The organism is Pseudomonas sp. PDM31, assembly GCF_019218965.1.
Taxonomy (GTDB): Bacteria; Pseudomonadota; Gammaproteobacteria; order Pseudomonadales; family Pseudomonadaceae; genus Aquipseudomonas.
Map to the genome: position 1 here is coordinate 353,914 of NZ_JAHUWS010000005.1, position 22,499 is coordinate 376,412.

Below are 22,499 nucleotides of genomic sequence, written 5' to 3' on the forward strand. Positions count from 1 at the left end.
CTATCATATCGAAAAATCGTCATGAGCTTAAGGCCCAAGGTGCAAATGAAACGATCTGCTTTCTTTATTTCCGATGGCACCGGCATTACCGCCGAAACGCTGGGCCAAAGCCTTCTGGCGCAGTTCGAAAACATCACCTTCAGCAAATTCACCCGACCGTACATCGACAACGTCGACAAGGCGCGGGCAATGGTCCAGCAAATCAATAAAGCCGCCGAAAACGATGGCTTTCGCCCGATCATCTTCGACACCATCGTCAATCAGGACATTCGTGAGATTCTCGCAACCTCGAATGGTTTCATGATCGACATTTTCTCGACCTTCCTGGCACCACTGGAACAGGAACTCACCGAGCACTCTTCCTACACCGTCGGCAAGTCCCACTCCATCGGCACCAACTCCAATTACATGGAGCGCATCGAAGCGGTGAACTTCGCCCTCGACAACGACGACGGGGCCCGCACGCACTATTACGACAAGGCCGACTTGATCCTGGTGGGCGTTTCCCGATGCGGCAAGACCCCGACCTGCCTGTACATGGCCATGCAGTTCGGCATCCGCGCCGCCAACTACCCGCTGACCGAAGACGACATGGAACGCCTGACCCTGCCAAGTGCCCTGCGCGCCCACCAGCACAAGCTGTTCGGCCTGACCATCGACCCGGACCGCCTCACCGCGATCCGCAACGAGCGCAAACCCAACAGCCGCTATTCGAGCTACGCCCAGTGTGAATTCGAAGTGCGCGAAGTGGAGAACCTGTTCCGTCGCGAGAACATCCCGCACATCAACTCCACACATTTTTCGGTGGAAGAGATTTCGGCGAAAATTCTGGTGGAGAAAGGTGTAGAGCGGCGGTTCAAGTGAAATAGCTTCACTGCACACCCTGCAGGAGCGAGCAGGCTCGCTCCTGCAGGGATAGGCGTCAGTTAGAACGAGTCGCCAGGAACGCGAACATAACCTTCCATCAACACCCGCGCACTGCGGCTCATGATGGCTTTGTTCACGGTCCACTCGCCGTTCACCAGGCTGGCCTCGGCGCCGACACGCAGGGTGCCCGACGGATGACCGAAACGCACCGCATTGCGTTCGATACCACCGGCAGCGAGATTGACCAAGGTGCCGGAAATAGCCGCCGCCGTACCGATGGCCACCGCAGCGGTGCCCATCATTGCGTGGTGCAGCTTGCCCATGGACAGTGCACGCACCAGCAGGTCGACATCACCGGCCGCAATCGCCTTGCCGCTCGATGCCACGTAGTCCGCAGGCTTGGCCACGAAAGCCACCTTCGGCGTATGTTGGCGCTTGGCCGCTTCGTCGATATTGCCAATCAGCCCCATGCGCAACGCGCCATAAGCACGGATGGTTTCGAACATCAGCAACGCTTTCGGGTCGCCGTTGATCGCGCCCTGCAGCTCGGTACCGGTGTAGCCGATATCTTCGGCATTGACGAAAATCGTCGGGATGCCGGCGTTGATCATGGTGGCCTTGAAGGTGCCCACGCCGGGTACTTCCAGGTCATCCACCAGGTTGCCGGTAGGGAACATCGAACCGCCACCGCCCTCTTCTTCCGCAGCCGGATCGAGGAATTCGATCTGCACTTCGGCAGCAGGGAAGGTCACGCCGTCGAGTTCGAAATCGCCGGTTTCCTGCACTTCACCGTTGGTGATCGGCACGTGAGCGATGATGGTCTTGCCGATGTTGGCCTGCCACACGCGAACCACGGCCACGCCGTTGTGCGGAACGCGGCTGGCATCGATCAGGCCATTGCTGACGGCGAACGAGCCGACTGCAGCCGTCAGGTTGCCGCAGTTGCCGCTCCAGTCCACGAATGGCTTGTCGATGGAAACCTGACCGAACAGGTAGTCGACGTCGTGATCGGCCTTGATGCTTTTGGACAGGATCACGGTTTTGCTGGTGCTGGAAGTTGCGCAGCCCATGCCGTCGATTTGCTTGTCGTAAGGATCGGGGCTGCCGATCACGCGCAGCAACAGGGCATCGCGGGCCGGGCCGGGAACCTGAGCTGCTTCAGGCAGGTCTTGCAGGCTGAAAAATACGCCTTTGCTGGTGCCGCCACGCATGTAGGTGGCAGGGACTTTGATCTGTGGTGCATGAGCCATGATGCTCGTCTCTCCTAATCCAGAAACAGACATGGGACCCAAGGTCCCATGTCTGTACAGCCTGTGTTATACGGCCACTGCCGACTCTTCGAGGAAGTCCTGGGCGAAGCGTTGCAGCACGCCGCCGGCTTCGTAGATCGACACTTCTTCGGCAGTGTCGAGACGGCAGGTCACCGGGACCTCGACGACTTCGCCGTTCTTGCGATTGATCACCAGCGTCAGATCAGCGCGCGGTGTGCGAGCACCGACGACGTCGTAGGTTTCACTACCGTCGATGGCCAGGGTGTGGCGGTTGGTGCCCGGCTTGAACTCCAGCGGCAACACGCCCATGCCCACCAGGTTGGTGCGGTGGATGCGCTCGAAACCTTCGGCGGCAATCGCTTCCACGCCGGCCAGGCGCACGCCCTTGGCGGCCCAGTCACGGGACGAACCCTGACCGTAGTCGGCACCGGCGATGATGATCAGCGGCTGCTTGCGATCCATGTAGGTTTCGATCGCTTCCCACATGCGCATGACCTTGCCTTCCGGCTCCACGCGAGCCAGCGAACCCTGCTTGACCTTGCCGTCTTCCTGAACCATTTCGTTGAACAGTTTCGGGTTGGCGAAGGTCGCGCGCTGCGCGGTCAGGTGGTCACCACGGTGAGTTGCGTAAGAGTTGAAGTCCTCTTCCGGCAAGCCCATTTTCGCCAGGTATTCGCCGGCGGCGCTGTCGAGCATGATTGCGTTCGACGGCGACAGGTGGTCAGTGGTGATGTTGTCCGGCAGCACTGCCAGAGGACGCATGCCCTTGAGTGGACGCGCGCCGGCCAGTGCGCCTTCCCAGTACGGCGGACGACGGATGTAGGTGCTCATTTCGCGCCAGTCGTACAGCGGCGCGACTTTCGGGCCGGTGTCTTCGTGGATGGCGAACATCGGGATGTAGACCTGACGGAACTGTTCCGGCTTGACCGACGCCTTGACCACTGCGTCGATTTCTTCATCGCTCGGCCAGATGTCTTTCAGGCGAATTTCCTTGCCGTCTACTACGCCCAGCACGTCCTTCTCGATGTCGAAACGGATGGTGCCGGCGATCGCGTAAGCAACTACCAGAGGCGGCGAAGCGAGGAATGCCTGTTTGGCGTACGGGTGAATCCGGCCGTCGAAGTTACGGTTGCCGGACAATACGGCAGTGGCGTACAGGTCGCGGTCGATGATCTCTTGCTGGATCACCGGATCCAGTGCACCGGACATGCCATTGCAAGTGGTGCAGGCGAACGCGACGACGCCGAAACCGAGCTGTTCCAGCTCATCGGTCAGGCCGGCTTCATCGAGGTACAGCGCCACGGTTTTCGAACCCGGGGCCAGGGACGACTTGACCCATGGCTTGCGGGCCAGGCCGAGCTTGTTGGCATTACGCGCCAGCAGGCCGGCGGCGATCACGTTGCGCGGGTTGCTGGTGTTGGTGCAACTGGTAATGGCGGCGATGATCACCGCGCCGTCCGGCATTTGACCCGGGACATCGTCCCACTGGCCGGAGATGCCTTTGGCAGCCAGATCGGAAACCGCTACACGGGCGTGCGGGTTGCTCGGGCCGGCCATGTTGCGCACTACCGAGGACAGATCGAACGTCAGGCCGCGCTCGTATTGCGCGCCCTTGAGGCTGTCAGCCCACAGACCGGTGGTCTTGGCGTAGTTTTCCACCAACTGCACCTGGTCGTCTTCACGGCCGGTGAGTTTGAGGTAGTCGATGGTCTGCTGGTCGATATAGAACATCGCAGCGGTGGCGCCGTATTCCGGGGCCATGTTGGAGATGGTCGCGCGGTCGCCCAGGGTCAGGGCCGCTGCGCCTTCACCGAAGAACTCCAGCCATGCGCCAACGACTTTTTGCTTGCGCAGGAACTCGGTCAGCGCCAGCACCATGTCGGTGGCGGTGATGCCCGGTTGCAGCTTGCCGGTCAGTTCTACGCCGACGCTCTCAGGCAGACGCATCCAGGAGGCGCGGCCGAGCATCACGCTCTCGGCTTCCAGGCCGCCAACACCAATGGCGATCACGCCCAGCGCATCGACGTGCGGGGTGTGGCTGTCGGTACCGACGCAGGTATCAGGGAAGGCCACGCCGTCACGCACCTGGATCACCGGAGACATTTTCTCCAGGTTGATCTGGTGCATGATGCCGTTGCCTGGCGGGATCACGTCGACGTTCTTGAACGCCTTCTTGGTCCAGTTGATGAAGTGGAAACGGTCTTCGTTGCGGCGGTCTTCGATGGCGCGGTTCTTCTCGAACGCCTCCGGATCGAAACCACCACGCTCGACGGCCAGGGAGTGGTCGACGATCAGTTGGGTCGGCACCACCGGGTTGACTTGCGCAGGATCGCCACCTTGCAGGGCGATCGCATCACGCAGACCGGCGAGGTCGACCAGGGCGGTCTGGCCGAGAATGTCGTGGCACACCACACGGGCCGGGAACCAAGGGAAGTCGAGGTCGCGTTTGCGCTCGATGAATTGCTTCAGGGATTCGTTGAGCGTGGCCGGGTCGCAGCGACGCACAAGGTTTTCCGCCAGCACGCGGGAGGTGTACGGCAGGGTGTCATAGGCGCCGGGCTGGATGGCCTCGACCGCCGCGCGGACGTCGAAATAATCCAGATGGCTGCCGGGAAGCGTTTTACGGAATTCTGTGTTCATCAGTCGGGACTCGGTCACGGTAAATACAAAGGGGGGGCCCTGGCGCAGCTGCCGAATTGAACTCGGTCAACTGTGGGAGCGGGCTTGCTCGCGAAAGCGGTGTATCAGTCAACATCGATGTTGGATGTCAGCCCGTCTTCGCGAGCAAGCCCGCTCCCACAATGATCACCGGTTCAATCAGCAACCCGCGTGGAAGCCTCCACCGTTCAGCGTTGTTCGATTGGCACGAACTTGCGCTGTTCAACGCCGGTGTATTCGGCGCTCGGGCGGATGATGCGGTTGTTGGCGCGTTGCTCAAATACGTGAGCAGCCCAGCCGGTCAGGCGCGAGCAGACAAAGATCGGCGTGAACAGCTTGGTCGGGATACCCATGAAGTGGTACGCCGAGGCATGGTAGAAGTCCGCATTCGGGAACAGTTTCTTCTGCTCCCACATGGTCTTGTCGATGGCTTCGGAAACCGGGAACAACACCTTGTCGCCCACTTCTTCAGCGAGTTTTTTCGACCAGCCCTTGATCACTTCGTTACGTGGATCGCTGTCTTTGTAGATCGCGTGACCGAAGCCCATGATCTTGTCCTTGCGCTCGAGCATGCCGAGGGTGCCGCTGATCGCCTCTTCAGGCGAGCTGAAGCGCTCGATCATTTCCATCGCCGCTTCGTTGGCGCCGCCGTGCAGCGGGCCGCGCAGCGAACCGATGGCCGCAGTGATGCAGGAGAACAGGTCGGACAGGGTCGACGCGCAAACACGTGCAGTGAAGGTCGATGCGTTGAACTCGTGCTCTGCGTAGAGGATCAGCGAAACGTTCATCACCTTGACGTGCAGCTCGCTCGGCTTCTTGCCGTGCAGCAGGTGCAGGAAGTGACCACCGATGCTTTGCTCGTCGCTCACGCAGTCAATGCGCTTGCCTTCGTGGCTGAAGCGATACCAGTAGGTCATGATCGCCGGGAAGGCGGCCAGCAGACGGTCGGTCTTGTCGTGCTGCTCGGAGAAGTTGTTCTCCGCTTCCAGGTTACCCAGGAACGAGCAGCCAGTGCGCATCACGTCCATCGGGTGGGCATCGGCAGGGATGCGCTCCAGCACTTCTTTCAACGCTTGCGGCAGGTCACGCAGCTTGCTCAGCTTGGCGACGTAGGCAGCCAGTTGTGCTTTGCTCGGCAGGTCGCCGTACAACAGCAGGTAGGCGACTTCTTCGAACTGTGCGTCAGCCGCCAGTTCACGGACGTCATAACCACGATAGGTCAGACCGGCACCCGCCTGGCCCACGGTGGACAGTGCGGTTTGCCCGGCTACCTGGCCACGGAGCCCGGCGCCACTGAGTACTTTTGCTTCGGCCATTTTTTGTCTCCAGCATTCTTGAATTTGTCAGGGAAACTTCGTCCGTCTTCCTGTAGGAGCGAGCATGCTCCGGGCGGCGCTCCGACGATGGTGGACGCTACGCCGCGGCTTCCCGCGTTTTCGTTGACGTCCATCGCGAGCTTGCTCGCTCCTACAGTGACAGGGCGTTGATTATTTCTTCGCGGCGAACAACGCATCGAGCTTCTGCTCGAAGGTGTGGTAGTCGATGCGATCGTAAAGCTCCATGCGAGTCTGCATGGTGTCGATGACATTCGCCTGGGTGCCATCGCGGCGCAGTGCGTTGTAGACGTTTTCCGCTGCCTTGTTCATGGCGCGGAAGGCCGACAGCGGGTACAGCACCAGGGACACGTCGACCGCAGCCAACTGCTCGGTGGTGTACAGCGGCGTCGCGCCGAATTCGGTGATATTGGCCAGGATCGGCGCTTTCACGCGGCTGGCGAACAGCTTGTACATGTCCAGCTCGGTGATGGCTTCCGGGAAGATCATGTCGGCGCCAGCCTCGATGCAGGCAGCAGCGCGATCCAGAGCGGATTCCAGACCTTCCACCGCCAGGGCGTCGGTACGGGCCATGATCACGAAGCTATCATCGGTACGCGCATCAACAGCAGCCTTGATGCGGTCGACCATTTCCTGCTGGGTAACGATTTCTTTGTTAGGACGGTGGCCGCAACGCTTGGCACCGACCTGGTCTTCGATGTGGATCGCCGCGGCGCCGAACTTGATCATCGACTTCACGGTACGGGCAACGTTGAAGGCCGACGAACCGAAACCGGTGTCCACGTCAACCAGCAGCGGCAAGTCGCAAACGTCGGTGATACGACGCACGTCGGTCAGCACGTCATCCAGGCCGGTGATGCCCAGGTCCGGCAGGCCGAGGGAGCCGGCAGCTACCCCGCCACCCGACAGGTAGATCGCCTTGAAACCGGCGCGCTTGGCCAGCAACGCGTGGTTGGCGTTGATTGCACCGACCACTTGCAATGGATGCTCGCTGGCGACCGCATCGCGGAAACGCTGACCTGGAGTGCTCTTGTTCAAACTCATGACTCACCTCGTTTGGCTGTCGGGTTGGCGCCGTCCTGGTAATGACGGGCGATATTGCGTTTGGAAGCGCCGATGTGGCGGCGCATCAACAACTCGGCCAGTTCACCGTCACGGTCGGCGATGGCATCGAGAATGCGGTGGTGCTCGGCGAACGCCTGGTGTGGGCGATTGGGCGTGCTGGAAAACTTCATCCGGTACATGCGCACCAGCTGGTACAGCTCGCCGCAGAGCATTTGGGTCAGCGTGCGATTGCCGCTGCCCTGGATAATTCGGTAATGGAAGTCGAAATCGCCTTCCTGCTGGTAATAGCCACGACCGGCCTGAAACGCCTCGTCGCGCTCGTGGGTGACCAGCACCTGACGCAGCTCATCGATCTCCTCGACGCTCATGCGTTCGGCGGCCAGACGGCAGGCCATGCCTTCGAGGGACTCGCGGATTTCGTAGAGCTCGATCAACTCGGCGTGGTCCAGTGATACCACCCGGGCGCCGACGTGCGGCACACGCACCAGCAGACGCTGGCCTTCCAGGCGATGGATGGCCTCGCGCAGCGGGCCACGACTGATACCGTAGGTGCGCGCCAGTTCCGGCTCGGAGATTTTGCTGCCCGGGGCGATATCGCCTTTGACGATAGCCGCCTGAATACGCCGGAAGACGTTCTCGGAGAGAGTCTCCGAATCGTCCTGCGCAATCACCGGGGGATCGAGTTGATCCAGCATATTGTCGACACCTTGAAATCCAATGCCGCAAAAATTAGCGAAAAGCGCCATGGGAGTCAAAGGATAATTGGATATTGTCGACAATCTTCTGATAACCGGCAGTTCCATCACGTATAGATGTCTACAACTGGAGCACAGGGCCACGCTGGCGCCATAAAACCACCGTGCTAGAATGCCGCCCGCATTTGTGTGTCACATCTGCACTGCCTGTCACGAAACCCTGGCAGGCATACGAGGGAGCTTGCGCAGCGATGCCAGGGCCTTGAATCGAAACACGGACTGCTGCGCACCAGGATTTATGAGACTCAAGCCCTTCCCTGCACTTCTTTTTCTCCTTTACCTGCCCAATTTTGCAGCGGCGGGTGAAAAGACCGTGTACGGCCTCAATGAGTACGCATCGCTGGGCGGCATCGACCTGGAAGTTGCGGCCAAACTCGACACCGGAGCGAAAACCGCTTCACTCAGTGCCCGGGACATCAAGCGCTTTAAACGCAATGGCGAGTCGTGGGTGCGCTTCTACCTGGCCATCGACACCGCTCATTCGCATCCGATCGAACGCCCCCTGGCCCGCGTCAGCAAGATCAAGCGCCGGGCCGGCGACTACGACCCGGAAGAAGGCAAGAAGTACACGGCCCGCCCGGTGATCGAACTGGATATCTGCATGGGCTCGGCCTTACGCAGCATCGAAGTGAACCTGACTGACCGCAGCGCATTCCAATATCCGCTGCTGATTGGCTCCGAAGCGCTCAAACGTTTCGATGCGCTGGTCGACCCCAGCCTTAAATATGCTGCAGGCAAACCCGCCTGCACCACCGACGCTCATATCGCAGAGTAATTTAAATGCGCGCTCTTACCCTTCATCTGAAACTGCTGATCGCCATCCTGGTGGTGCTGGGCATTTCAGTCACGGCCTATCAGATCTTCGTGCTGGGCATTCCGGTGACCGAAGATGCCACCGACGACTTATGGAACATCGACGCCAAGGTCGAGTTCGTCGCCAGTGCCAAGGATCCGGTCAAGATCCAGATGTTCGTGCCGCCCTTGAGCCGCGACTTCGTCAGCCTCAACGAGAGCTTCATCTCCAATAACTACGGCGTGGCCGTGAACCGCGTTGACGGCAACCGCAAGGTTACCTGGTCGGCGCGCCGCGCCAAGGGCAACCAGACGCTCTATTACCGCCTGGTACTGACCAAACGCTACTCCGGCGAAAAACCCAAGATCAAAGGTGCGACGTTCCGCGACAGCATGCCCATCGAAGGCCCTGAGAAAGTCGCCGCCGAGGCCCTGCTTGCACCCATTCGCCAGCATTCGGCGGACGTCGAAACCTTCATCGGCGAAGCCATCAAGCGGGTCAACAACGTCAACGATGACAATGTGAAACTGCTGCTGGCCGGCGATCCGACCACGGCGCACAAGGCGAAAATCGTCGAACTGCTGCTGTCCATTGCCCACGTGCCAATAGAAAAGGTCCACACCATTCGCCTGGTGGCCGACCAGCCGCAAGTCCCGGAACTGTGGCTGCGCAGTTTCAACGGTACCGACTGGCTGTACTTCAACCCGGAAACCGGCGAACAGGGGCTGCCGACCGACCGCCTGCTGTGGTGGAGCGGCGATGAAAACCTGATTACCGTCGACGGCGGCAAGAAAGCAACCGTGACCTTCAGCCTGAACAACAGCGAAATGAACGCCATTCGCCTGGCCAAGCTGACCGACGAAAACACCGACGCCAAGTTCCTCGAATACTCGTTGTACGGCCTGCCGCTGCAAACCCAGCAGACCTTCATGATCATGGTGATGATCCCGATCGGCGTGCTGGTGATCCTGATCCTGCGCAACCTGATCGGCATCCAGACCCTGGGCACGTTCACCCCGGTGCTGATCGCCCTGGCCTTCCGCGAAACCCAGCTCGGCTTCGGCATTGTGCTGTTTACCGTTATCACCGCGCTGGGGCTGTCACTGCGCTCCTACCTCGAACACCTGAAGCTGCAGATGTTGCCGAGGCTGTCGGTGGTGTTGACGTTCGTGGTGGTGTTGATCGCGGCCATCAGCCTGTTCAGCCACAAACTGGGCCTGGAACGCGGTTTGTCAGTGGCACTGTTCCCGATGGTGATTCTGACCATGACCATCGAACGCCTGTCGATCACCTGGGAAGAGCGCGGCGCCAGCCATGCCATGAAAGTGGCTATCGGCACCTTGTTCGCCGCCTCCCTGGCGCACCTGATCATGACCGTCCCGGAACTGGTGTACTTCGTGTTCACCTTCCCGGCGATCCTGCTGATTCTGGTCGGTTTCATGCTGGCGATGGGTCGCTATCGCGGCTACCGCCTGACCGAACTGGTCCGGTTCAAGGCTTTCCTGAAGAAGGCTGACGCCTGATGTTCGGCTTCTGGAAGACCTGGAAGGCCCTGGAAGCCCGGGGCATCATGGGCATCAATCGGCGCAACGCAGACTATGTGCTCAAGTACAACAAGCGCAGCCTGTACCCGATTGTCGATGACAAGATCATCACCAAGGAGCGCGCCATCGCTGCCGGCATTCATGTGCCGGAACTGTATGGCGTGATCTCTACCGAGAAGGAAATCGACAAGCTCGGCGAGATCATCGGCGGGCGCAACGACTTCGTGATCAAGCCGGCCCAAGGCGCAGGCGGCGACGGCATCATTGTTGTCGCAGACCGCTTCGAAGGCCGCTACCGCACGGTGTCGGGCAAGATCATTGCCCACGAAGAGCTCGAGCACCACATCTCCAGCATCCTCACCGGCCTGTATTCCCTGGGCGGTCACCGCGACCGGGCGCTGATCGAGTACCGTGTCACCCCCGACCAGATCTTCAAGAGCATCAGCTACGAAGGCGTGCCGGACATCCGCATCATCGTGCTGATGGGCTATCCGGTAATGGCCATGCTGCGCCTGCCGACCCGCCAGTCCAGCGGCAAGGCCAACCTGCACCAGGGCGCCATCGGCGTCGGCGTGGACCTGGCCACAGGCCTGACTCTGCGCGGCACCTGGTTGAACAACATCATCACCAAGCACCCGGATACCACCAATGCGGTGGACGGCGTGCAATTGCCCTACTGGGACGGCTTCATGAAACTCGCCGCCGGCTGTTATGAGCTGTGCGGCCTGGGTTACATCGGTGTCGACATGGTGCTGGACCAGGACAAGGGGCCGCTGATTCTCGAACTCAACGCCCGGCCGGGGTTGAACATTCAGATCGCCAATGACTGTGGGTTGACGCTGCGTTGCCATGCGGTCGAGGCGCGGCTGGAAGAGTTGAAGGCTCGTGGGGTGAGTGAAACCGTCGAAGAGCGTGTGGCGTTTGTGCAGGAGATGTTTGGGCATATTCCTGCGGTGGAAGGCTGAAAAGCCCCTCACCCTAACCCTCTCCCAAGGGGAGAGGGGACTGACCGTGGGTTTCTCTAGAAATACGGCGACCTGAAAGTGCTATACCGAATCCATAATCGAAATACTGCGGCTGGAAAAAGCTGTACCCACAATAGACACACAGCGACTTGAAAACGCTGAACCAAATCCATAATCGACTCGATTTTTCAGGTCGATGTATAGCGCCAGACACCTCGGTCGGCCCCCTCTCCCCCCGGGAGAGGGCTGGGGTGAGGGTAGCTCTTGATTCAACCCTCTAGGAGCAACTCCCCCAGAGGACTACAATCCCCACCCCGCCTCAATGGCCGATCTCCTTCACCCATGCTGACCTGCTCCGTACACCCACTCCCCTATCACGCCAACCCCGCCGGATTTTTCGCGGCAATTCGTCATGCCCCTGGCGCCGTACTGCTCGACAGCGGCCGGCCAAGCGCCGAACGCGGCCGTTATGACCTGCTCAGTGCCTGGCCGCTGGAACAACTGGCCATAGCGCCCGACGAAAATGGCGGCGATTTCCTGCAACGCCTGCGCGATAACCTGGCACGCCTGGGCGAAGCCACTATCCCCGAGCCATTTGAACTGCCCTTCGCGGGCGGCTTGATCGGCTACCTGAGCTACGACTTCGGCCGGCATCTGGAAAACCTGCCGAGTCAGGCGCTGGATGACCTGCAACTACCCGATGCGCGTTTCGGCCTCTACGACTGGGCGCTGATCAGCGATCACCTGCGCATGAGCAGCCAACTGGTATTCCACCCGACGCTGGCGGACAGCGAGCGCCAGCGCCTGATCGACCTGTTCAGCCAGCCTGCCCCGCAAACGCTCGAGCCATTCCACCTGCAGGCGCCGATGCACGCCGACTTGAGCGTTGATGAATATCGCCAGGCCATCGAGCGCATCCAGCAATACATCCAGGCTGGCGACTGCTATCAGGTCAACTTCGCCCAGCGTTTCCGCGCGCCCTGCCAGGGTGATCCGTGGACCGCGTACAACGCGCTGCGGGCGGCGTGCCCGACACCGTTTTCCGGTTTCCAGAGCCTGCCCGACGGCGGCGCAGTGTTGAGCCTGTCGCCCGAGCGTTTCGTCAAGGTCAGTGAGCGCCAGGTCGAAACCCGACCGATCAAGGGTACCCGCCCCCGCGGGCGGAACGCCGACGAAGATGCGGCGAACGCCGCCGAATTACTGGCAAGCCCAAAAGATCGCGCAGAGAACCTGATGATTGTCGACCTGCTGCGCAACGACCTCGGGCGCACCTGTCGTATCGGCTCGGTACGGGTGCCTGAATTGTTCAGCCTGGAAAGCTATCCGAATGTGCATCACCTGGTGAGCAGCGTCACCGGGGAACTGGCGCAGGGCCGCGATGCCCTGGACCTGATCGCCGGCAGTTTCCCGGGCGGCTCGATCACCGGAGCGCCGAAGATTCGCGCCATGCAGATCATCGACGAACTGGAACCGACCCGGCGCGGCCTGTACTGCGGTTCATTGCTGTACCTGGACGTACGCGGCGAGATGGACAGCTCCATCGCCATTCGCAGTTTGCTGGTCAAGGATGGCCAGGTGTGTTGCTGGGGCGGTGGCGGGATCGTCGCCGATTCCGAGTGGCAGGCCGAATATCAGGAGTCGATCACCAAAGTGAAGGTGCTGCTCGATACCCTGCAGAATCTTTAAGAGCTTCGCGGGCAAGCCCGCTCCCACAGGTTACATGTTGTTCACAGATTTTGTGATCAACGCAAAACCACTGTGGGAGCGGGCTTGCCCGCAAAGGCGTCAGTTCAGACGACTACAGGCTCAAAGTCCGATTCGAAGCCTTGATAAACTCCTGCTTGAGCTCCTCGAACGTGTGCACTGCCGGGAACTGCGGGAACTCGGCAATCACGTTGTCCGGCGCATGGAACAGGATCCCGGCATCCGCCTCGCCCAGCATGGTGGTGTCGTTATAGGAATCACCCGCCGCAATCACCCGGTAGTAAAGGCTCTTGAACGCCAACACCGACTGGCGCTTGGGGTCTTTTTGGCGCAACTGGTAACCCGTCACGCGCCCACTGTCGTCAGTAATCAGACGATGGCAAAGCAAGGTCGGGAAACCCAGCTGACGCATCAGCGGCTGGGAGAACTCGTAAAAGGTGTCCGACAGAATCACCACCTGGAAGCGCTCGCGCAGCCAGTCGACAAACTCGATGGCACCGTCCAGCGGCTTGAGCGTGGCGATCACTTCCTGGATGTCGGCCAGCTTCAGGCCATGCTCGTCGAGAATCCGCAGGCGCTGTTTCATCAGCACGTCGTAGTCGGGAATGTCCCGGGTGGTGGCCCTGAGGGATTCGATCCCGGTTTTTTCGGCGAAGGCGATCCAGATTTCCGGGACCAGCACACCTTCAAGATCCAGACAGGCAATTTCCACAAGACACCCCATTTGTATTGATTATTGAGTCGAGCGTGTAAAAAGACTGCCGAACTCTAGCGACTCGGGCCTGCCTGCGCAACGCAGTGGGCCCCCGATCCGCCCGGCTTTTTGTTACCATCGGCCCTATATAGAGCGCCCAGCGCCACCGACCTGTAGGAAGCCGCCCTGATGAGCCCAACGTTCGACGTCGTGGAACTCGCCACGACCTATGCCAACAAATCCGCCCAGGACATCCTGAAACTGGCATTTGCCGAGTTCGGTGATGACCTGTGGATATCCTTCAGCGGTGCCGAGGACGTGGTACTGGTGGACATGGCATGGAAGCTGAACAAGAACGTCAAAGTGTTCAGCCTCGACACCGGCCGCTTGCACCCCGAGACCTACCGCTTCATCGATCAGGTGCGCGAGCACTACAAGATCGAAATCGAACTGGTGTCCCCGGATTACACCAGGCTCGAACCGTTCGTGAAGGAAAAAGGCCTGTTCAGTTTCTACAAGGACGGTCACGGCGAATGCTGCGGCATCCGCAAGATCGAGCCGCTGCGGCGCAAGCTGTCCGGCGTGAAGGCCTGGGCCACCGGCCAGCGTCGGGACCAGAGCCCGGGCACCCGCAGCGCCGTCGCCGTGATGGAAATCGACTCCGCGTTCTCCACCCCGCAGCGCACCCTGTACAAGTTCAACCCGCTGGCGCAGATGACCAGCGAAGAGATCTGGGGCTACATCCGCATGCTGGAACTGCCTTACAACAGCCTGCATGAGCGCGGCTTCATCAGCATCGGCTGCGAGCCATGCACCCGCCCGGTGCTGCCGAACCAGCACGAACGCGAAGGCCGCTGGTGGTGGGAAGAAGCCACCCAGAAAGAATGCGGGCTGCATGCCGGGAACATCATCGGCAAATCCTGATTCCACGCGTTCTGCGGACGAGTGTGGACGCGAGAAATTAGCGATTGGCAGATAGACCGAGGCGCTGCCATCGCGGGCAAGCCACGCTCCCACAGGACCGCGGACGTTCGATAATTTAGTCCCACCCCACCCCTTCAAGTCTAAACATACAAGCGTGGCTTGGTCCGGGCGGCGTTCCGACGATGGCAGCGCCTCGGTCTGTTGCCTGACTCAAACCGCACTAAATCGCCGCCCCAACCCCTGCTCGGCAAACTGTTCAATAATGAAATCGACAAACGCCCGGGTCTTGCCCGGCATCAACTTGTGCTCGGCGTAATAGATGGAAATGTTGCCGTCATCGACATACCAGTCCGGCAGCACTCGCTGTAAAGCACCTGCCTCCAGGTACCCCACCGCGAACGGCATGCTCACCAGCGCAATGCCCAACCCTTGAGCTGCCGTGGCACAAGCGGCTTGCGAATCACTCAGGGTCATCCGCGCTCTGAGACTCAACGGACAATGCTGCTGGCTTCGGCTGGTCAACTGCCAGGAACGCACCCTTCCGGTCTGCGGCGAGCGGATCAGGATGCCATCGTGAAGCTTGAGATCATCAGGCTCGACAATCGCGGCATGGCTCGCCAGGTAATCGGCAGACGCCACCAACACCCGATGCGCCGGGGTCAGCTTGCGTGCCACCACCCCCTGGGGCAGTTCGAACCCGCCGCCGATGGCCGCGTCGAAACCCTGGGCGATAAGGTCCACCTGGCGGTTATCGAAATGCCAGTCCGGATTGATCGCCGGATAGCGCCGCAGAAATTCACCCAGCAGCGGCACCACGTACAGGCACCCGAACACCGTGCCCATGCTGACTTTCAACGTTCCCGCCGGACGCCCTTCGGCGCTGGCCAGGTTGGCCACGGCATTCTGGATGGTTTGCAGGCTGGCGCTGACTTCGCCGAGAAACAGCTGACCGGCCTCGGTCAGCGTCAGGCTGCGGGTACTGCGCTGGAACAACCTGACCCCCAGGCGCGCCTCAAGCTTGGCAACGCTCTTGCCCACCGCCGCCGGGGTCAGGCTCAAGCGCCGCGCCGCTTCGGCAAAGCTGCCGACCTCGGCACTGCGCACGAAGCATTCGATACTGCTGAAGGTTTCCATACAAGCCACTATAAACTTCTGGTTTACTCAGACTATAGCAATTACCGTCTACACAGCCTGTAATCCTTTATCGATACTAGGCTCCATCAACCGGGACATCTCGCCTCGGGAAGTTGGAGATCGATATGACTACTCAGAATCTCAGCGGCAAAGTGGCCTTGATTCAAGGCGGCTCTCGCGGCATCGGCGCGGCCATCGTCAACCGCCTGGCCGCTGAAGGCGCAACCGTTGCCTTCACTTATGTGAGCTCCACGGCCAAGGCCCGGGAACTTCAAGACAGCATCACCGCCAATGGCGGCAAAGCGCTGGCAATCAAGGCTGACAGTGCAGACGCCGAGGCTATCCGCAACGCCGTGACCGCCACGGTAGAAGCCTTCGGCCGCCTGGATATCCTGGTCAATAACGCAGGCGTACTGGCCGTCGCGCCGCTGGCCGATTTCAAACTCGAAGACTTCGACCAGACCCTGGCCATCAACGTGCGCAGCGTATTCATTGCCTCTCAGGCGGCGGCAAAATACATGACTGAAGGCGGCCGCATCATCAATATCGGCAGCACCAACGCCGATCGCATGCCCTTTGCCGGTGGCGGCCCCTATGCCATGAGCAAATCGGCGCTGGTCGGCCTGACCAAAGGCTTGGCCCGCGACCTTGGGCCCCAAGGCATCACCATCAATAACGTGCAGCCTGGCCCGGTCGACACCGACATGAACCCGGCCCATGGCGATTTCGCTGAAAGCCTGATTCCGCTGATGGCCGTGGGTCGTTACGGCAAAGCTGAGGAGATTGCCAGTTTCGTGGCTTACCTGGTCGGTCCAGAGGCCGGTTACATCACCGGGGCCAGCCTGACCATAGACGGCGGTTTCGGCGCCTGACTCAGGCCTGCTGACGCCAAACCAATTGTGGGAGCGGGCTTGCTCGCGAAGGCGGAGTGTCAGAAACATCCATGTTCACTGACACTCCGCCTTCGCGAGCAAGCCCGCTCCCACAGTATTTTGCTGCATAACCAATAATCGTCAGGTCCATTCAAGCGCCGGCAAGCCACAAACACCCGGCTCGAACGCCTTCAAGCTACGCAGGATGCCATCGGCATGGGCGTACTTTTCATCGGCCATCGCCGCATCGGGAATCGCGATCGCCGTCATCCCCGCCGCTTTCGCCGCCGTGACGCCAAATGGCGAATCTTCGAACACCAGGCAGTCCTGCGGCGCAACACCCAGGCGACGCGCCGCCGTCAGGAAGATATCCGGCGCCGGTTTGGCCGCGCCAACCTCCGGGTCATCGGCGGTGACGATGAAGTCGAACATGGCAAACCAGTCGCGATGCAAGGTGGTTTTCTGGCTGAACGACTGACTCGAGGAACTGGTACCCACCGCAATGGGGATGTTGTTGGCCTTCAGATGCCGGACCAACTGCTGTGCACCAGGCATCGCCTGCGCCCCGGGAAAACGCTCCCGCATCAGGGGTTCGCGAATCACCAGGAATTCTTCAGCGGTGATCGGCAGCTCCAGCGCCTCGACGACATAACGCGCCAGATCACCTGCACCGCGTCCGATGATGTTCTGTTTGATGCTCCAATCGAAAGTCCGGCCATAACGCGCGGCAATGATGGACGTGACTTCGGTGTAAATGCCCTCGGTGTCCAGCAGCAAGCCGTCCATATCGAAGATCACAGCTTTGATCGGGCCGAACTCTTTGAGCGGTGCATTCATCACGTCTGATCCGTTTCCAAAGGCATCCCGGATGGCCCAGACAGGGGCGCTTCCAGGTGGATTAAAGGTTTCAGCAGCATAGCGAGCCAAGATGGCCCAGGGCAATGCGAAATCCTGCAGTTCGCCAGCCAGATAGCAAGAAGCCCGGCATCAGCCGGGCTTGTGCATTGCAAAGTCACGCCGCACTAACCTCCCGTCCCCCCTCCTCCACTGCCGGTGCCACCGCCGGCACTTCCCGTGCCGCCACCACTGCCCCCGGAACTGCCTGAGCCGCCAGCCCCGCTTCCGGAACCACTGCCCATCGTATTTCCCCCACGCATCGGTTCACTGGCCGCTCCTGGATTGGTGCTGCTGCCATTGGCATCGGCACCATTACCGCCACCGATAGAACCCGGCGGCAACGCATTCTCAGGCCCCGGGCCGGCATTCATTTCCGTGGACGGTGGCATTCCGCCCTTGTCGACGGGGGCGCCGTCTCCGGCAAACACCGCCCATGAACTGACCGATAACAATCCGGCCAGCGCCATGCCTGTCCATTTAGATTGGTTCATGGTGCACCTCCTTTAAAGGTTGCTTACCTCACTTCTGGCAGCTGTCACTTTTCAAGGGTACCGCTCAATCGAGGAGCGCAATGCAGGACAGCCAATCCATCAGCGCGGTTCAGCCGAGCCGTCCTCGCCCGCATCGTCCGGGTCAGAGGGAATGGCCTCGACATCACCGCGCTCCACATTATCGTCAGGGACTTGTTCGACGCCTGCCTCATCGTCGGGCGGACGTTGATCGCGACTCAGGGAATCGGTCGGGGAAGGCAGCGGGTACTCGGGGGTTTCGTCAACGTTGCTGTCTTTTGGATCGGCGTTCATCTCGCACCTCTCAAGGGGCCTGAAAGGCAGGCCTTGATACTTCGAGGACGGTGCGATGGGCACGTTCGCCCGGGGAGACAATCGGTCAATCAAACATGAAGACGATCAGTGGTCATCGTCTTCCTGGGCTTCATTTTCTTCGTGCTCGATATTGCCCACGTCACCCGCTTCATCCGCATCGTTGAGCGGTACGGTCGCATCGTCCATCAATGAACCCGGATCTTCGTTGCCGGGATCATTGATGAACGGTAGTCCGCTTGGGCCTTTTTCTTCCTCGCCTTCGGTTTCAGGGGTCATGGCATGCCTCACACCCGCCAGAGACAGGGCTCGTGGTTACTGTCGTATCAGTGATGCTTGTTATGGTGCTTGTTTTTGTTTTTGTGCTTATGACCGCCGCCGGAGTGGGAGTTGTCGTTGTCGCTGCCCAGGTTGTTGCCGATGGCACCACCAGCTGCACCACCCAGACCGGCACCGATGGCCGAGCCGGTCGAGCCGCCCAGACTGTTGCCGATTATCGAGCCACCCGCCGAACCCAGGCCACCACCCACGGCCGCCTCAGTGCGACTGCCTTTGGGTGCCGCGACCGCGCTACCTGCCGCGCCGCCAAGGCCGGCGCCGACCGCGGCACCGGTACTGCCGCCCACTTGTCCACCCACAACGTTACCCAATACGCCGCCAAGCCCACCCCCTACCGCCGCGTCGGTATCACCCGACGCCAGGGCCACCGGTGCAACCAACATGGCGAAAACCAGGGCGGGCAACGTCAAGCGTCGTGCATTCAGACTGCCATTTGCGCATTTATTGTTGTTGGGTACGGGCTTCATGGTGTGCCTCACTTTCTTACGGGGAATGTAGATTTGAGCCGTTAAACTGAATTTCGTTCATCAACGAAAAAGCCCGGCATCAAACCGGGCTCTTTCGCAGGATCCATCGGGATCAGTGATGCTTGTGACCTTTGGCCATGTTGTTGCCCACGCCGCCGCCCAGTGCACCACCAAGGCCTGCGCCGATGGTCGAACCGGTCTTGCCGCCGAGGCTGTTGCCGATGACCGAACCACCGGCCGCGCCCACGCCGCCGCCTATGGCAGCGCTGGTGCGGTGGCCTTTTTTGGCGGCAACGGCACTGCCTGCTGCACCCGCGACACCCGCACCAATCGCTGCGCCCGTGCTGCCACCCATTTGGTGGCCAACAACGTTACCCAACGCGCCACCCAGGCCGCCACCCAGCGCAGCAGTGGTGTCGCTGGCCATTGCACCTTGAGCAACCAAAAGCCCCAGAACCAGAGCGGGCAGTGTTAAACGCATGACAAACCTCAAACAATAGGATTAAGCATAAGGGGGCGAGATTGAATGCTTTCGCGCAGACAAAGTCCAGCATGCCGGTTCAACTTCGCCGGGCGACAGTTGGACAGCATTATCGGGAAAGGTTTTATCACAGGCAAAAAAAAGCCCGCTGGGGAACGGGCAGGTATTGCTTTCTAACGGATGAGCTCAGACTACTTAGGGGCTTGTGAAAAGTTTGTGAAAAAAAGTACCGCTGGTCATCCGATAAATAATTCTTCACCTATGAAAAACCCCGCTCAATGACGTAACGCTGTTCACTTAAGCTGGGGCACACACATATGTGGCGAGGGGGCAAGTCCCCTCGCCACATGTGTGTAACCCGCTACGCTCAATGTCGCTCAATGACGGGGTTTGTTGGTGGCTCAATCACTTCCTGATCGGCGCCGCGACCTTGGGTAGAAACTTGCCCTTGAGCACCCGGCAGGCTCGACTCCTGATCTTGTCGACCTCGGTCTTGTCCTCTCCAAAGCCGGATACATAGTGGGTCTGGCCACACTGTACATGGTTGTTGATCGGAAACTCTGCGCCATCGTCTTCGATATATGGATCAGCCATCACTTCACCCCTCTCAAAAACGGGATCGACACCGGCAAGCCCTTTGCCTGAAAAATATCGACCACCAAGTTTTTCAGACTAGCCGGTCACTACTGGACTTGTAGTTCACAATCCTCGATCCCCGACGAATGGCCGATACCGTGGCTCATCTCAATTTGACCGCCGTTCCTGTTACAAAAACCACCACCATCCCCCCCTTGCCGGCGGGCATGCTGATTTCATAATCGAGCCCTACCACTGCATCCGCCTGCAGTGCCCGCGCCCGGTCCTTGATCTCTTCAGTCGCCTGAATGCGCGCTTCCTGCAATGCCCGCTCCAGGGTCTGGGAGCGCCCGCCAAAAATGTCGCGCATCCCGGCAAACATGTCTCGGACAACGTTGATGCCTTGCACCGACTCGGCGCTGACGATGTCCAGGTAGGCGGTGATGGAGCGGCCTTCAACGGCATGGGTCGTGGTTGTGATCATCGGATTTCCTTGTTGTCCGGGTAGTGAGCCAGCGCAGCAAAAACCGGCAGCCTCAGCCAATCGCACGAAGACGATTGTGTTCGAAAGTGGCGGCCAGTCTACAGGTGTAACCAAACAGCCTGAAGACCGACTCTGCCCGGCAAGGCCGACTCGCACGCGAGAGCAGTACAACGCGTGGAAAATATCACTGGGTAGAAACCGAAAAACCCCCGACTTCCTGGCAAAGTCGGGGGTTTTGTCTGGTCGAACTGGCGGTTTATCAGCCTTGCAGGTTGCGGTGTCGTAACGCCCCGAGCCTAGCGAATGCCGGCACCGGCCATGGACTCAGGAATCCACTGCGCCGTTGAAAGCGGATCGGTGTAGCGGATACCACCATGGGGGCCTACCACGCCATTGATGTTGTAGGTGCCACGGGACAGATCGTAAGTCATGAAAGGAGTGGCATCCGGAACCTGCTGGTCATAGCTCTGACTGAGGAAAGCAAAGGAGCCACGGTATAGCTGGCCACCGGTGTCGTACTGATCGGAAGCCACAGCGGCCCAGGTATCTTCATCCAGGTAAAAGCGGCGCTTCTGGTAGATGTGCTTTGCACCGGGCTTGAGGTTACCCTCGACGACGTAGACCCGGTGCTTTTCCCAGCGTACGAAGTCCGGGGAAATGAAATTGGGAGTGGTCAGCGACTTGGCTTCCCGTGCGTAGGTCAGTTTGTAAGTGTTGTAGGGCACAATCATTTCTTGCTTGCCCACCAGCGTCCAGTCGTACAGTTCCAGGGCACGGGCTGTGCCGGGGTTCGGCGTGTCGTAGGCGAGGATCGAAATCTGTTTGACCCGGCGCTGGGCCGGCATGTACTGCCAGGCACGGCCAGGGCGCTGCAGCGGGTTGGTGGCGTTCTTGAGCATGATCGACTCGCCAGCTCGCCGCGCAGGTGCGCTATAGGACAGTTTTAACTGGTAGTAGATGTCGGAGTTGTCGATGGGCTTCGACATATTTTCATAAATCGGAAAGGAGACGAACGCCTCGCCGGTGACAGCCAGACTAGGCACTCCCGACGTGTCGACGCTCCAGGAGTCGTACTTGGAATGGATGTTGACGCCCTGGTAACGCAGCAGGAAATTCCACATCGCCTCGGCGCCCGATTGCGGGATCGGGAACGGCACACCAGGCAATACATTTTCGAAGGCGATGCCGCCGTTGAGGGACCTGGCACCGGTGGCGTTCTTGCGGCTGTTTTCCTGTACCGCCTGGGGCAGCGCTGCGGTGCGATGGGTCGGATACACGTCAATGCGGTAGCCGGGATAGCGCCTGGCCAGCTCGACGGTGGTGGCCGTGAGCATGCCCTTGTACTGGTCAATGTTCTTGCCATTGATCACCAGCAACGGTTTTTCGTCCGCAAAGGGGTCCGGGCGCATGCTGTCGCCGCTCTTGAAGCCGGCCGGGGCCGTTTTCAGGCCACCGCTGTAAGGTGGGATTGAGCCATCGGCATTACCGGTTTTTTCAGCGCCTACCAGAGTCAGGCTGGTGCCCAGCCGGGCCGCTTCCTGACTCGATACCAATGCCTGAGCATCAATCGCCACACTCAGCAGGAGTGAAGCAGCCAGAAGACTTTTCACGAATTTCATATTGTTATTCTCCGGCCTGGCGGACCAGGCACTTTGTACTCAGGCGCAGCAGTCGCATCCGTCGGCTCAAGCGGCAGTTCGCTGTACACCCTGCCTCAGATATCGGCCTTCCAAGGCTGGCAGTGCATTCAAACAGGACTGGCAAACTCTTCGCGTTGCGCCGGCTTGCAGTTGCTCGCCCGGTTTAGGTCGCCTTGTGAGCGACCAGACTGGCTCAATCGCCAGATGTTTTTTT

The 22,499-nt window shown here is 60.0% G+C and carries 23 protein-coding genes; 7 read left to right on the forward strand and 16 right to left on the reverse strand.

What is annotated here, in order from left to right; all coding sequences use genetic code 11:
* The first annotated feature begins 45 nt into the window (after positions 1-45).
* Positions 46-864 (forward strand): pyruvate, water dikinase regulatory protein, encoded by an 819-nt coding sequence (locus tag KW839_RS12635; RefSeq protein WP_060539823.1) that lies wholly within the window; start codon positions 46-48, stop codon positions 862-864.
* A gap of 62 nt (positions 865-926) precedes the next feature.
* Here the strand turns inward: KW839_RS12635 and prpF are convergent, their stop codons facing one another.
* From prpF to KW839_RS12660, 5 genes are all read right to left on the reverse strand, one after another.
* Complete coding sequence (gene prpF / locus KW839_RS12640; RefSeq protein ID WP_060539824.1) at positions 927-2,117, reverse strand: 2-methylaconitate cis-trans isomerase PrpF; 1,191 nt, start codon at positions 2,115-2,117, stop codon at positions 927-929.
* Positions 2,118-2,183: 66 nt separating this feature from the next.
* Positions 2,184-4,778: a Fe/S-dependent 2-methylisocitrate dehydratase AcnD gene (gene acnD, locus KW839_RS12645; RefSeq protein ID WP_060539825.1), complete on the reverse strand. Its 2,595-nt coding sequence runs from the start codon at positions 4,776-4,778 to the stop codon at positions 2,184-2,186.
* Positions 4,779-4,984: 206 nt separating this feature from the next.
* Positions 4,985-6,112 (reverse strand): 2-methylcitrate synthase, encoded by a 1,128-nt coding sequence (prpC, locus tag KW839_RS12650; protein WP_060539826.1) that lies wholly within the window; start codon positions 6,110-6,112, stop codon positions 4,985-4,987.
* 171 nt (positions 6,113-6,283) lie between these two features.
* Complete coding sequence (prpB, locus tag KW839_RS12655) at positions 6,284-7,174, reverse strand: methylisocitrate lyase (RefSeq protein ID WP_007944511.1); 891 nt, start codon at positions 7,172-7,174, stop codon at positions 6,284-6,286.
* Positions 7,171-7,887: a GntR family transcriptional regulator gene (locus KW839_RS12660; protein WP_177336941.1), complete on the reverse strand. Its 717-nt coding sequence runs from the start codon at positions 7,885-7,887 to the stop codon at positions 7,171-7,173. Before KW839_RS12660 ends, prpB begins: the two co-directional genes overlap by 4 nt.
* A 301-nt stretch (positions 7,888-8,188) precedes the next feature.
* On the opposite strand from KW839_RS12660, the gene KW839_RS12665 reads away from it, so the two are divergent.
* From KW839_RS12665 to pabB, 4 genes are all read left to right on the forward strand, one after another.
* Positions 8,189-8,725 (forward strand): ATP-dependent zinc protease, encoded by a 537-nt coding sequence (locus KW839_RS12665; RefSeq protein WP_218424520.1) that lies wholly within the window; start codon positions 8,189-8,191, stop codon positions 8,723-8,725.
* 5 nt (positions 8,726-8,730) lie between these two features.
* Positions 8,731-10,266: an inactive transglutaminase family protein gene (locus KW839_RS12670; protein WP_218424521.1), complete on the forward strand. Its 1,536-nt coding sequence runs from the start codon at positions 8,731-8,733 to the stop codon at positions 10,264-10,266.
* Positions 10,266-11,252 (forward strand): alpha-L-glutamate ligase-like protein, encoded by a 987-nt coding sequence (locus KW839_RS12675; RefSeq protein ID WP_218424522.1) that lies wholly within the window; start codon positions 10,266-10,268, stop codon positions 11,250-11,252. Before KW839_RS12670 ends, KW839_RS12675 begins: the two co-directional genes overlap by 1 nt.
* 342 nt (positions 11,253-11,594) lie before the next feature.
* A complete protein-coding gene (pabB, locus tag KW839_RS12680) occupies positions 11,595-12,938 on the forward strand; it encodes an aminodeoxychorismate synthase component I (RefSeq protein WP_218424523.1) in 1,344 nt (447 codons plus the stop codon).
* Positions 12,939-13,050: 112 nt separating this feature from the next.
* Here pabB and thrH read toward each other — a convergent pair whose 3' ends face one another.
* Positions 13,051-13,668, reverse strand: coding sequence for a bifunctional phosphoserine phosphatase/homoserine phosphotransferase ThrH (thrH, locus tag KW839_RS12685; RefSeq protein WP_060539832.1), 618 nt, complete (start codon positions 13,666-13,668; stop codon positions 13,051-13,053).
* Between the two features lie 171 nt (positions 13,669-13,839).
* On the opposite strand from thrH, the gene KW839_RS12690 reads away from it, so the two are divergent.
* On the forward strand, positions 13,840-14,574 hold the full coding sequence (locus KW839_RS12690) for a phosphoadenylyl-sulfate reductase (RefSeq protein WP_060539833.1): 735 nt from the start codon (positions 13,840-13,842) through the stop codon (positions 14,572-14,574).
* A 210-nt stretch (positions 14,575-14,784) separates the two neighbouring features.
* Here the strand turns inward: KW839_RS12690 and KW839_RS12695 are convergent, their stop codons facing one another.
* Positions 14,785-15,708 carry a LysR family transcriptional regulator gene (locus tag KW839_RS12695; protein ID WP_060539834.1) on the reverse strand — a complete coding sequence of 308 codons (924 nt, stop codon included), beginning with the start codon at positions 15,706-15,708 and terminating at the stop codon, positions 14,785-14,787.
* A gap of 125 nt (positions 15,709-15,833) precedes the next feature.
* On the opposite strand from KW839_RS12695, the gene KW839_RS12700 reads away from it, so the two are divergent.
* The gene (locus KW839_RS12700; protein ID WP_218424524.1) at positions 15,834-16,580 is read left to right on the forward strand and encodes a 3-oxoacyl-ACP reductase family protein; all 747 of its coding nucleotides are present in this window, start codon (positions 15,834-15,836) and stop codon (positions 16,578-16,580) included.
* A 141-nt stretch (positions 16,581-16,721) separates the two neighbouring features.
* On the opposite strand, the gene KW839_RS12705 is transcribed toward KW839_RS12700, so the two are convergent.
* The 9 genes from KW839_RS12705 to KW839_RS12745 all read right to left on the reverse strand — a co-directional run bounded on the left by KW839_RS12705 (position 16,722) and on the right by KW839_RS12745 (position 22,264).
* Positions 16,722-17,417, reverse strand: a complete 696-nt coding sequence (locus tag KW839_RS12705; RefSeq protein WP_218424525.1) for an HAD-IA family hydrolase — start codon at positions 17,415-17,417, stop codon at positions 16,722-16,724.
* A gap of 185 nt (positions 17,418-17,602) precedes the next feature.
* The gene (locus KW839_RS12710; RefSeq protein ID WP_218424526.1) at positions 17,603-17,968 is read right to left on the reverse strand and encodes a hypothetical protein; all 366 of its coding nucleotides are present in this window, start codon (positions 17,966-17,968) and stop codon (positions 17,603-17,605) included.
* Between the two features lie 99 nt (positions 17,969-18,067).
* Positions 18,068-18,280, reverse strand: a complete 213-nt coding sequence (locus KW839_RS12715; RefSeq protein ID WP_218424527.1) for a hypothetical protein — start codon at positions 18,278-18,280, stop codon at positions 18,068-18,070.
* Between the two features lie 105 nt (positions 18,281-18,385).
* Positions 18,386-18,577 (reverse strand): hypothetical protein, encoded by a 192-nt coding sequence (locus KW839_RS12720; protein ID WP_218424528.1) that lies wholly within the window; start codon positions 18,575-18,577, stop codon positions 18,386-18,388.
* 47 nt (positions 18,578-18,624) lie between these two features.
* A complete protein-coding gene (locus tag KW839_RS12725; protein ID WP_218424529.1) occupies positions 18,625-19,104 on the reverse strand; it encodes a glycine zipper domain-containing protein in 480 nt (159 codons plus the stop codon).
* A gap of 112 nt (positions 19,105-19,216) precedes the next feature.
* Positions 19,217-19,585: a glycine zipper 2TM domain-containing protein gene (locus tag KW839_RS12730; protein WP_060539839.1), complete on the reverse strand. Its 369-nt coding sequence runs from the start codon at positions 19,583-19,585 to the stop codon at positions 19,217-19,219.
* Between the two features lie 405 nt (positions 19,586-19,990).
* Positions 19,991-20,179 (reverse strand): hypothetical protein, encoded by a 189-nt coding sequence (locus KW839_RS12735; RefSeq protein ID WP_218424530.1) that lies wholly within the window; start codon positions 20,177-20,179, stop codon positions 19,991-19,993.
* 145 nt (positions 20,180-20,324) lie between these two features.
* On the reverse strand, positions 20,325-20,645 hold the full coding sequence (locus tag KW839_RS12740) for a YbjQ family protein (RefSeq protein WP_060539841.1): 321 nt from the start codon (positions 20,643-20,645) through the stop codon (positions 20,325-20,327).
* A 296-nt stretch (positions 20,646-20,941) separates the two neighbouring features.
* A complete protein-coding gene (locus KW839_RS12745; protein ID WP_060539842.1) occupies positions 20,942-22,264 on the reverse strand; it encodes a DUF1329 domain-containing protein in 1,323 nt (440 codons plus the stop codon).
* Between the last annotated feature and the right edge of the window lie 235 nt (positions 22,265-22,499).

Excerpts from the sequence above, each read along its gene's own strand:
- prpC (WP_060539826.1), bottom strand. The coding sequence starts at position 6,112 with ATGGCCGAAGCAAAAGTACTCAGTGGCGCCGGGCTCCGTGGCCAGGTA.
- KW839_RS12725 (WP_218424529.1), bottom strand. The coding sequence starts at position 19,104 with ATGAAGCCCGTACCCAACAACAATAAATGCGCAAATGGCAGTCTGAAT.
- KW839_RS12690 (WP_060539833.1), top strand. The coding sequence starts at position 13,840 with ATGAGCCCAACGTTCGACGTCGTGGAACTCGCCACGACCTATGCCAAC.
- KW839_RS12720 (WP_218424528.1), bottom strand. The coding sequence starts at position 18,577 with ATGACCCCTGAAACCGAAGGCGAGGAAGAAAAAGGCCCAAGCGGACTA.
- KW839_RS12730 (WP_060539839.1), bottom strand. The coding sequence starts at position 19,585 with ATGCGTTTAACACTGCCCGCTCTGGTTCTGGGGCTTTTGGTTGCTCAA.
- KW839_RS12715 (WP_218424527.1), bottom strand. The coding sequence starts at position 18,280 with ATGAACGCCGATCCAAAAGACAGCAACGTTGACGAAACCCCCGAGTAC.
- KW839_RS12670 (WP_218424521.1), top strand. The coding sequence starts at position 8,731 with ATGCGCGCTCTTACCCTTCATCTGAAACTGCTGATCGCCATCCTGGTG.
- KW839_RS12665 (WP_218424520.1), top strand. The coding sequence starts at position 8,189 with ATGAGACTCAAGCCCTTCCCTGCACTTCTTTTTCTCCTTTACCTGCCC.
- KW839_RS12675 (WP_218424522.1), top strand. The coding sequence starts at position 10,266 with ATGTTCGGCTTCTGGAAGACCTGGAAGGCCCTGGAAGCCCGGGGCATC.
- prpB (WP_007944511.1), bottom strand. The coding sequence starts at position 7,174 with ATGAGTTTGAACAAGAGCACTCCAGGTCAGCGTTTCCGCGATGCGGTC.
- acnD (WP_060539825.1), bottom strand. The coding sequence starts at position 4,778 with ATGAACACAGAATTCCGTAAAACGCTTCCCGGCAGCCATCTGGATTAT.
- pabB (WP_218424523.1), top strand. The coding sequence starts at position 11,595 with ATGCTGACCTGCTCCGTACACCCACTCCCCTATCACGCCAACCCCGCC.
- KW839_RS12740 (WP_060539841.1), bottom strand. The coding sequence starts at position 20,645 with ATGATCACAACCACGACCCATGCCGTTGAAGGCCGCTCCATCACCGCC.
- prpF (WP_060539824.1), bottom strand. The coding sequence starts at position 2,117 with ATGGCTCATGCACCACAGATCAAAGTCCCTGCCACCTACATGCGTGGC.
- KW839_RS12700 (WP_218424524.1), top strand. The coding sequence starts at position 15,834 with ATGACTACTCAGAATCTCAGCGGCAAAGTGGCCTTGATTCAAGGCGGC.
- KW839_RS12710 (WP_218424526.1), bottom strand. The coding sequence starts at position 17,968 with ATGAACCAATCTAAATGGACAGGCATGGCGCTGGCCGGATTGTTATCG.
- KW839_RS12735 (WP_218424530.1), bottom strand. The coding sequence starts at position 20,179 with ATGGCTGATCCATATATCGAAGACGATGGCGCAGAGTTTCCGATCAAC.
- KW839_RS12745 (WP_060539842.1), bottom strand. The coding sequence starts at position 22,264 with ATGAAATTCGTGAAAAGTCTTCTGGCTGCTTCACTCCTGCTGAGTGTG.
- KW839_RS12635 (WP_060539823.1), top strand. The coding sequence starts at position 46 with ATGAAACGATCTGCTTTCTTTATTTCCGATGGCACCGGCATTACCGCC.
- KW839_RS12695 (WP_060539834.1), bottom strand. The coding sequence starts at position 15,708 with ATGGAAACCTTCAGCAGTATCGAATGCTTCGTGCGCAGTGCCGAGGTC.
- KW839_RS12705 (WP_218424525.1), bottom strand. The coding sequence starts at position 17,417 with ATGAATGCACCGCTCAAAGAGTTCGGCCCGATCAAAGCTGTGATCTTC.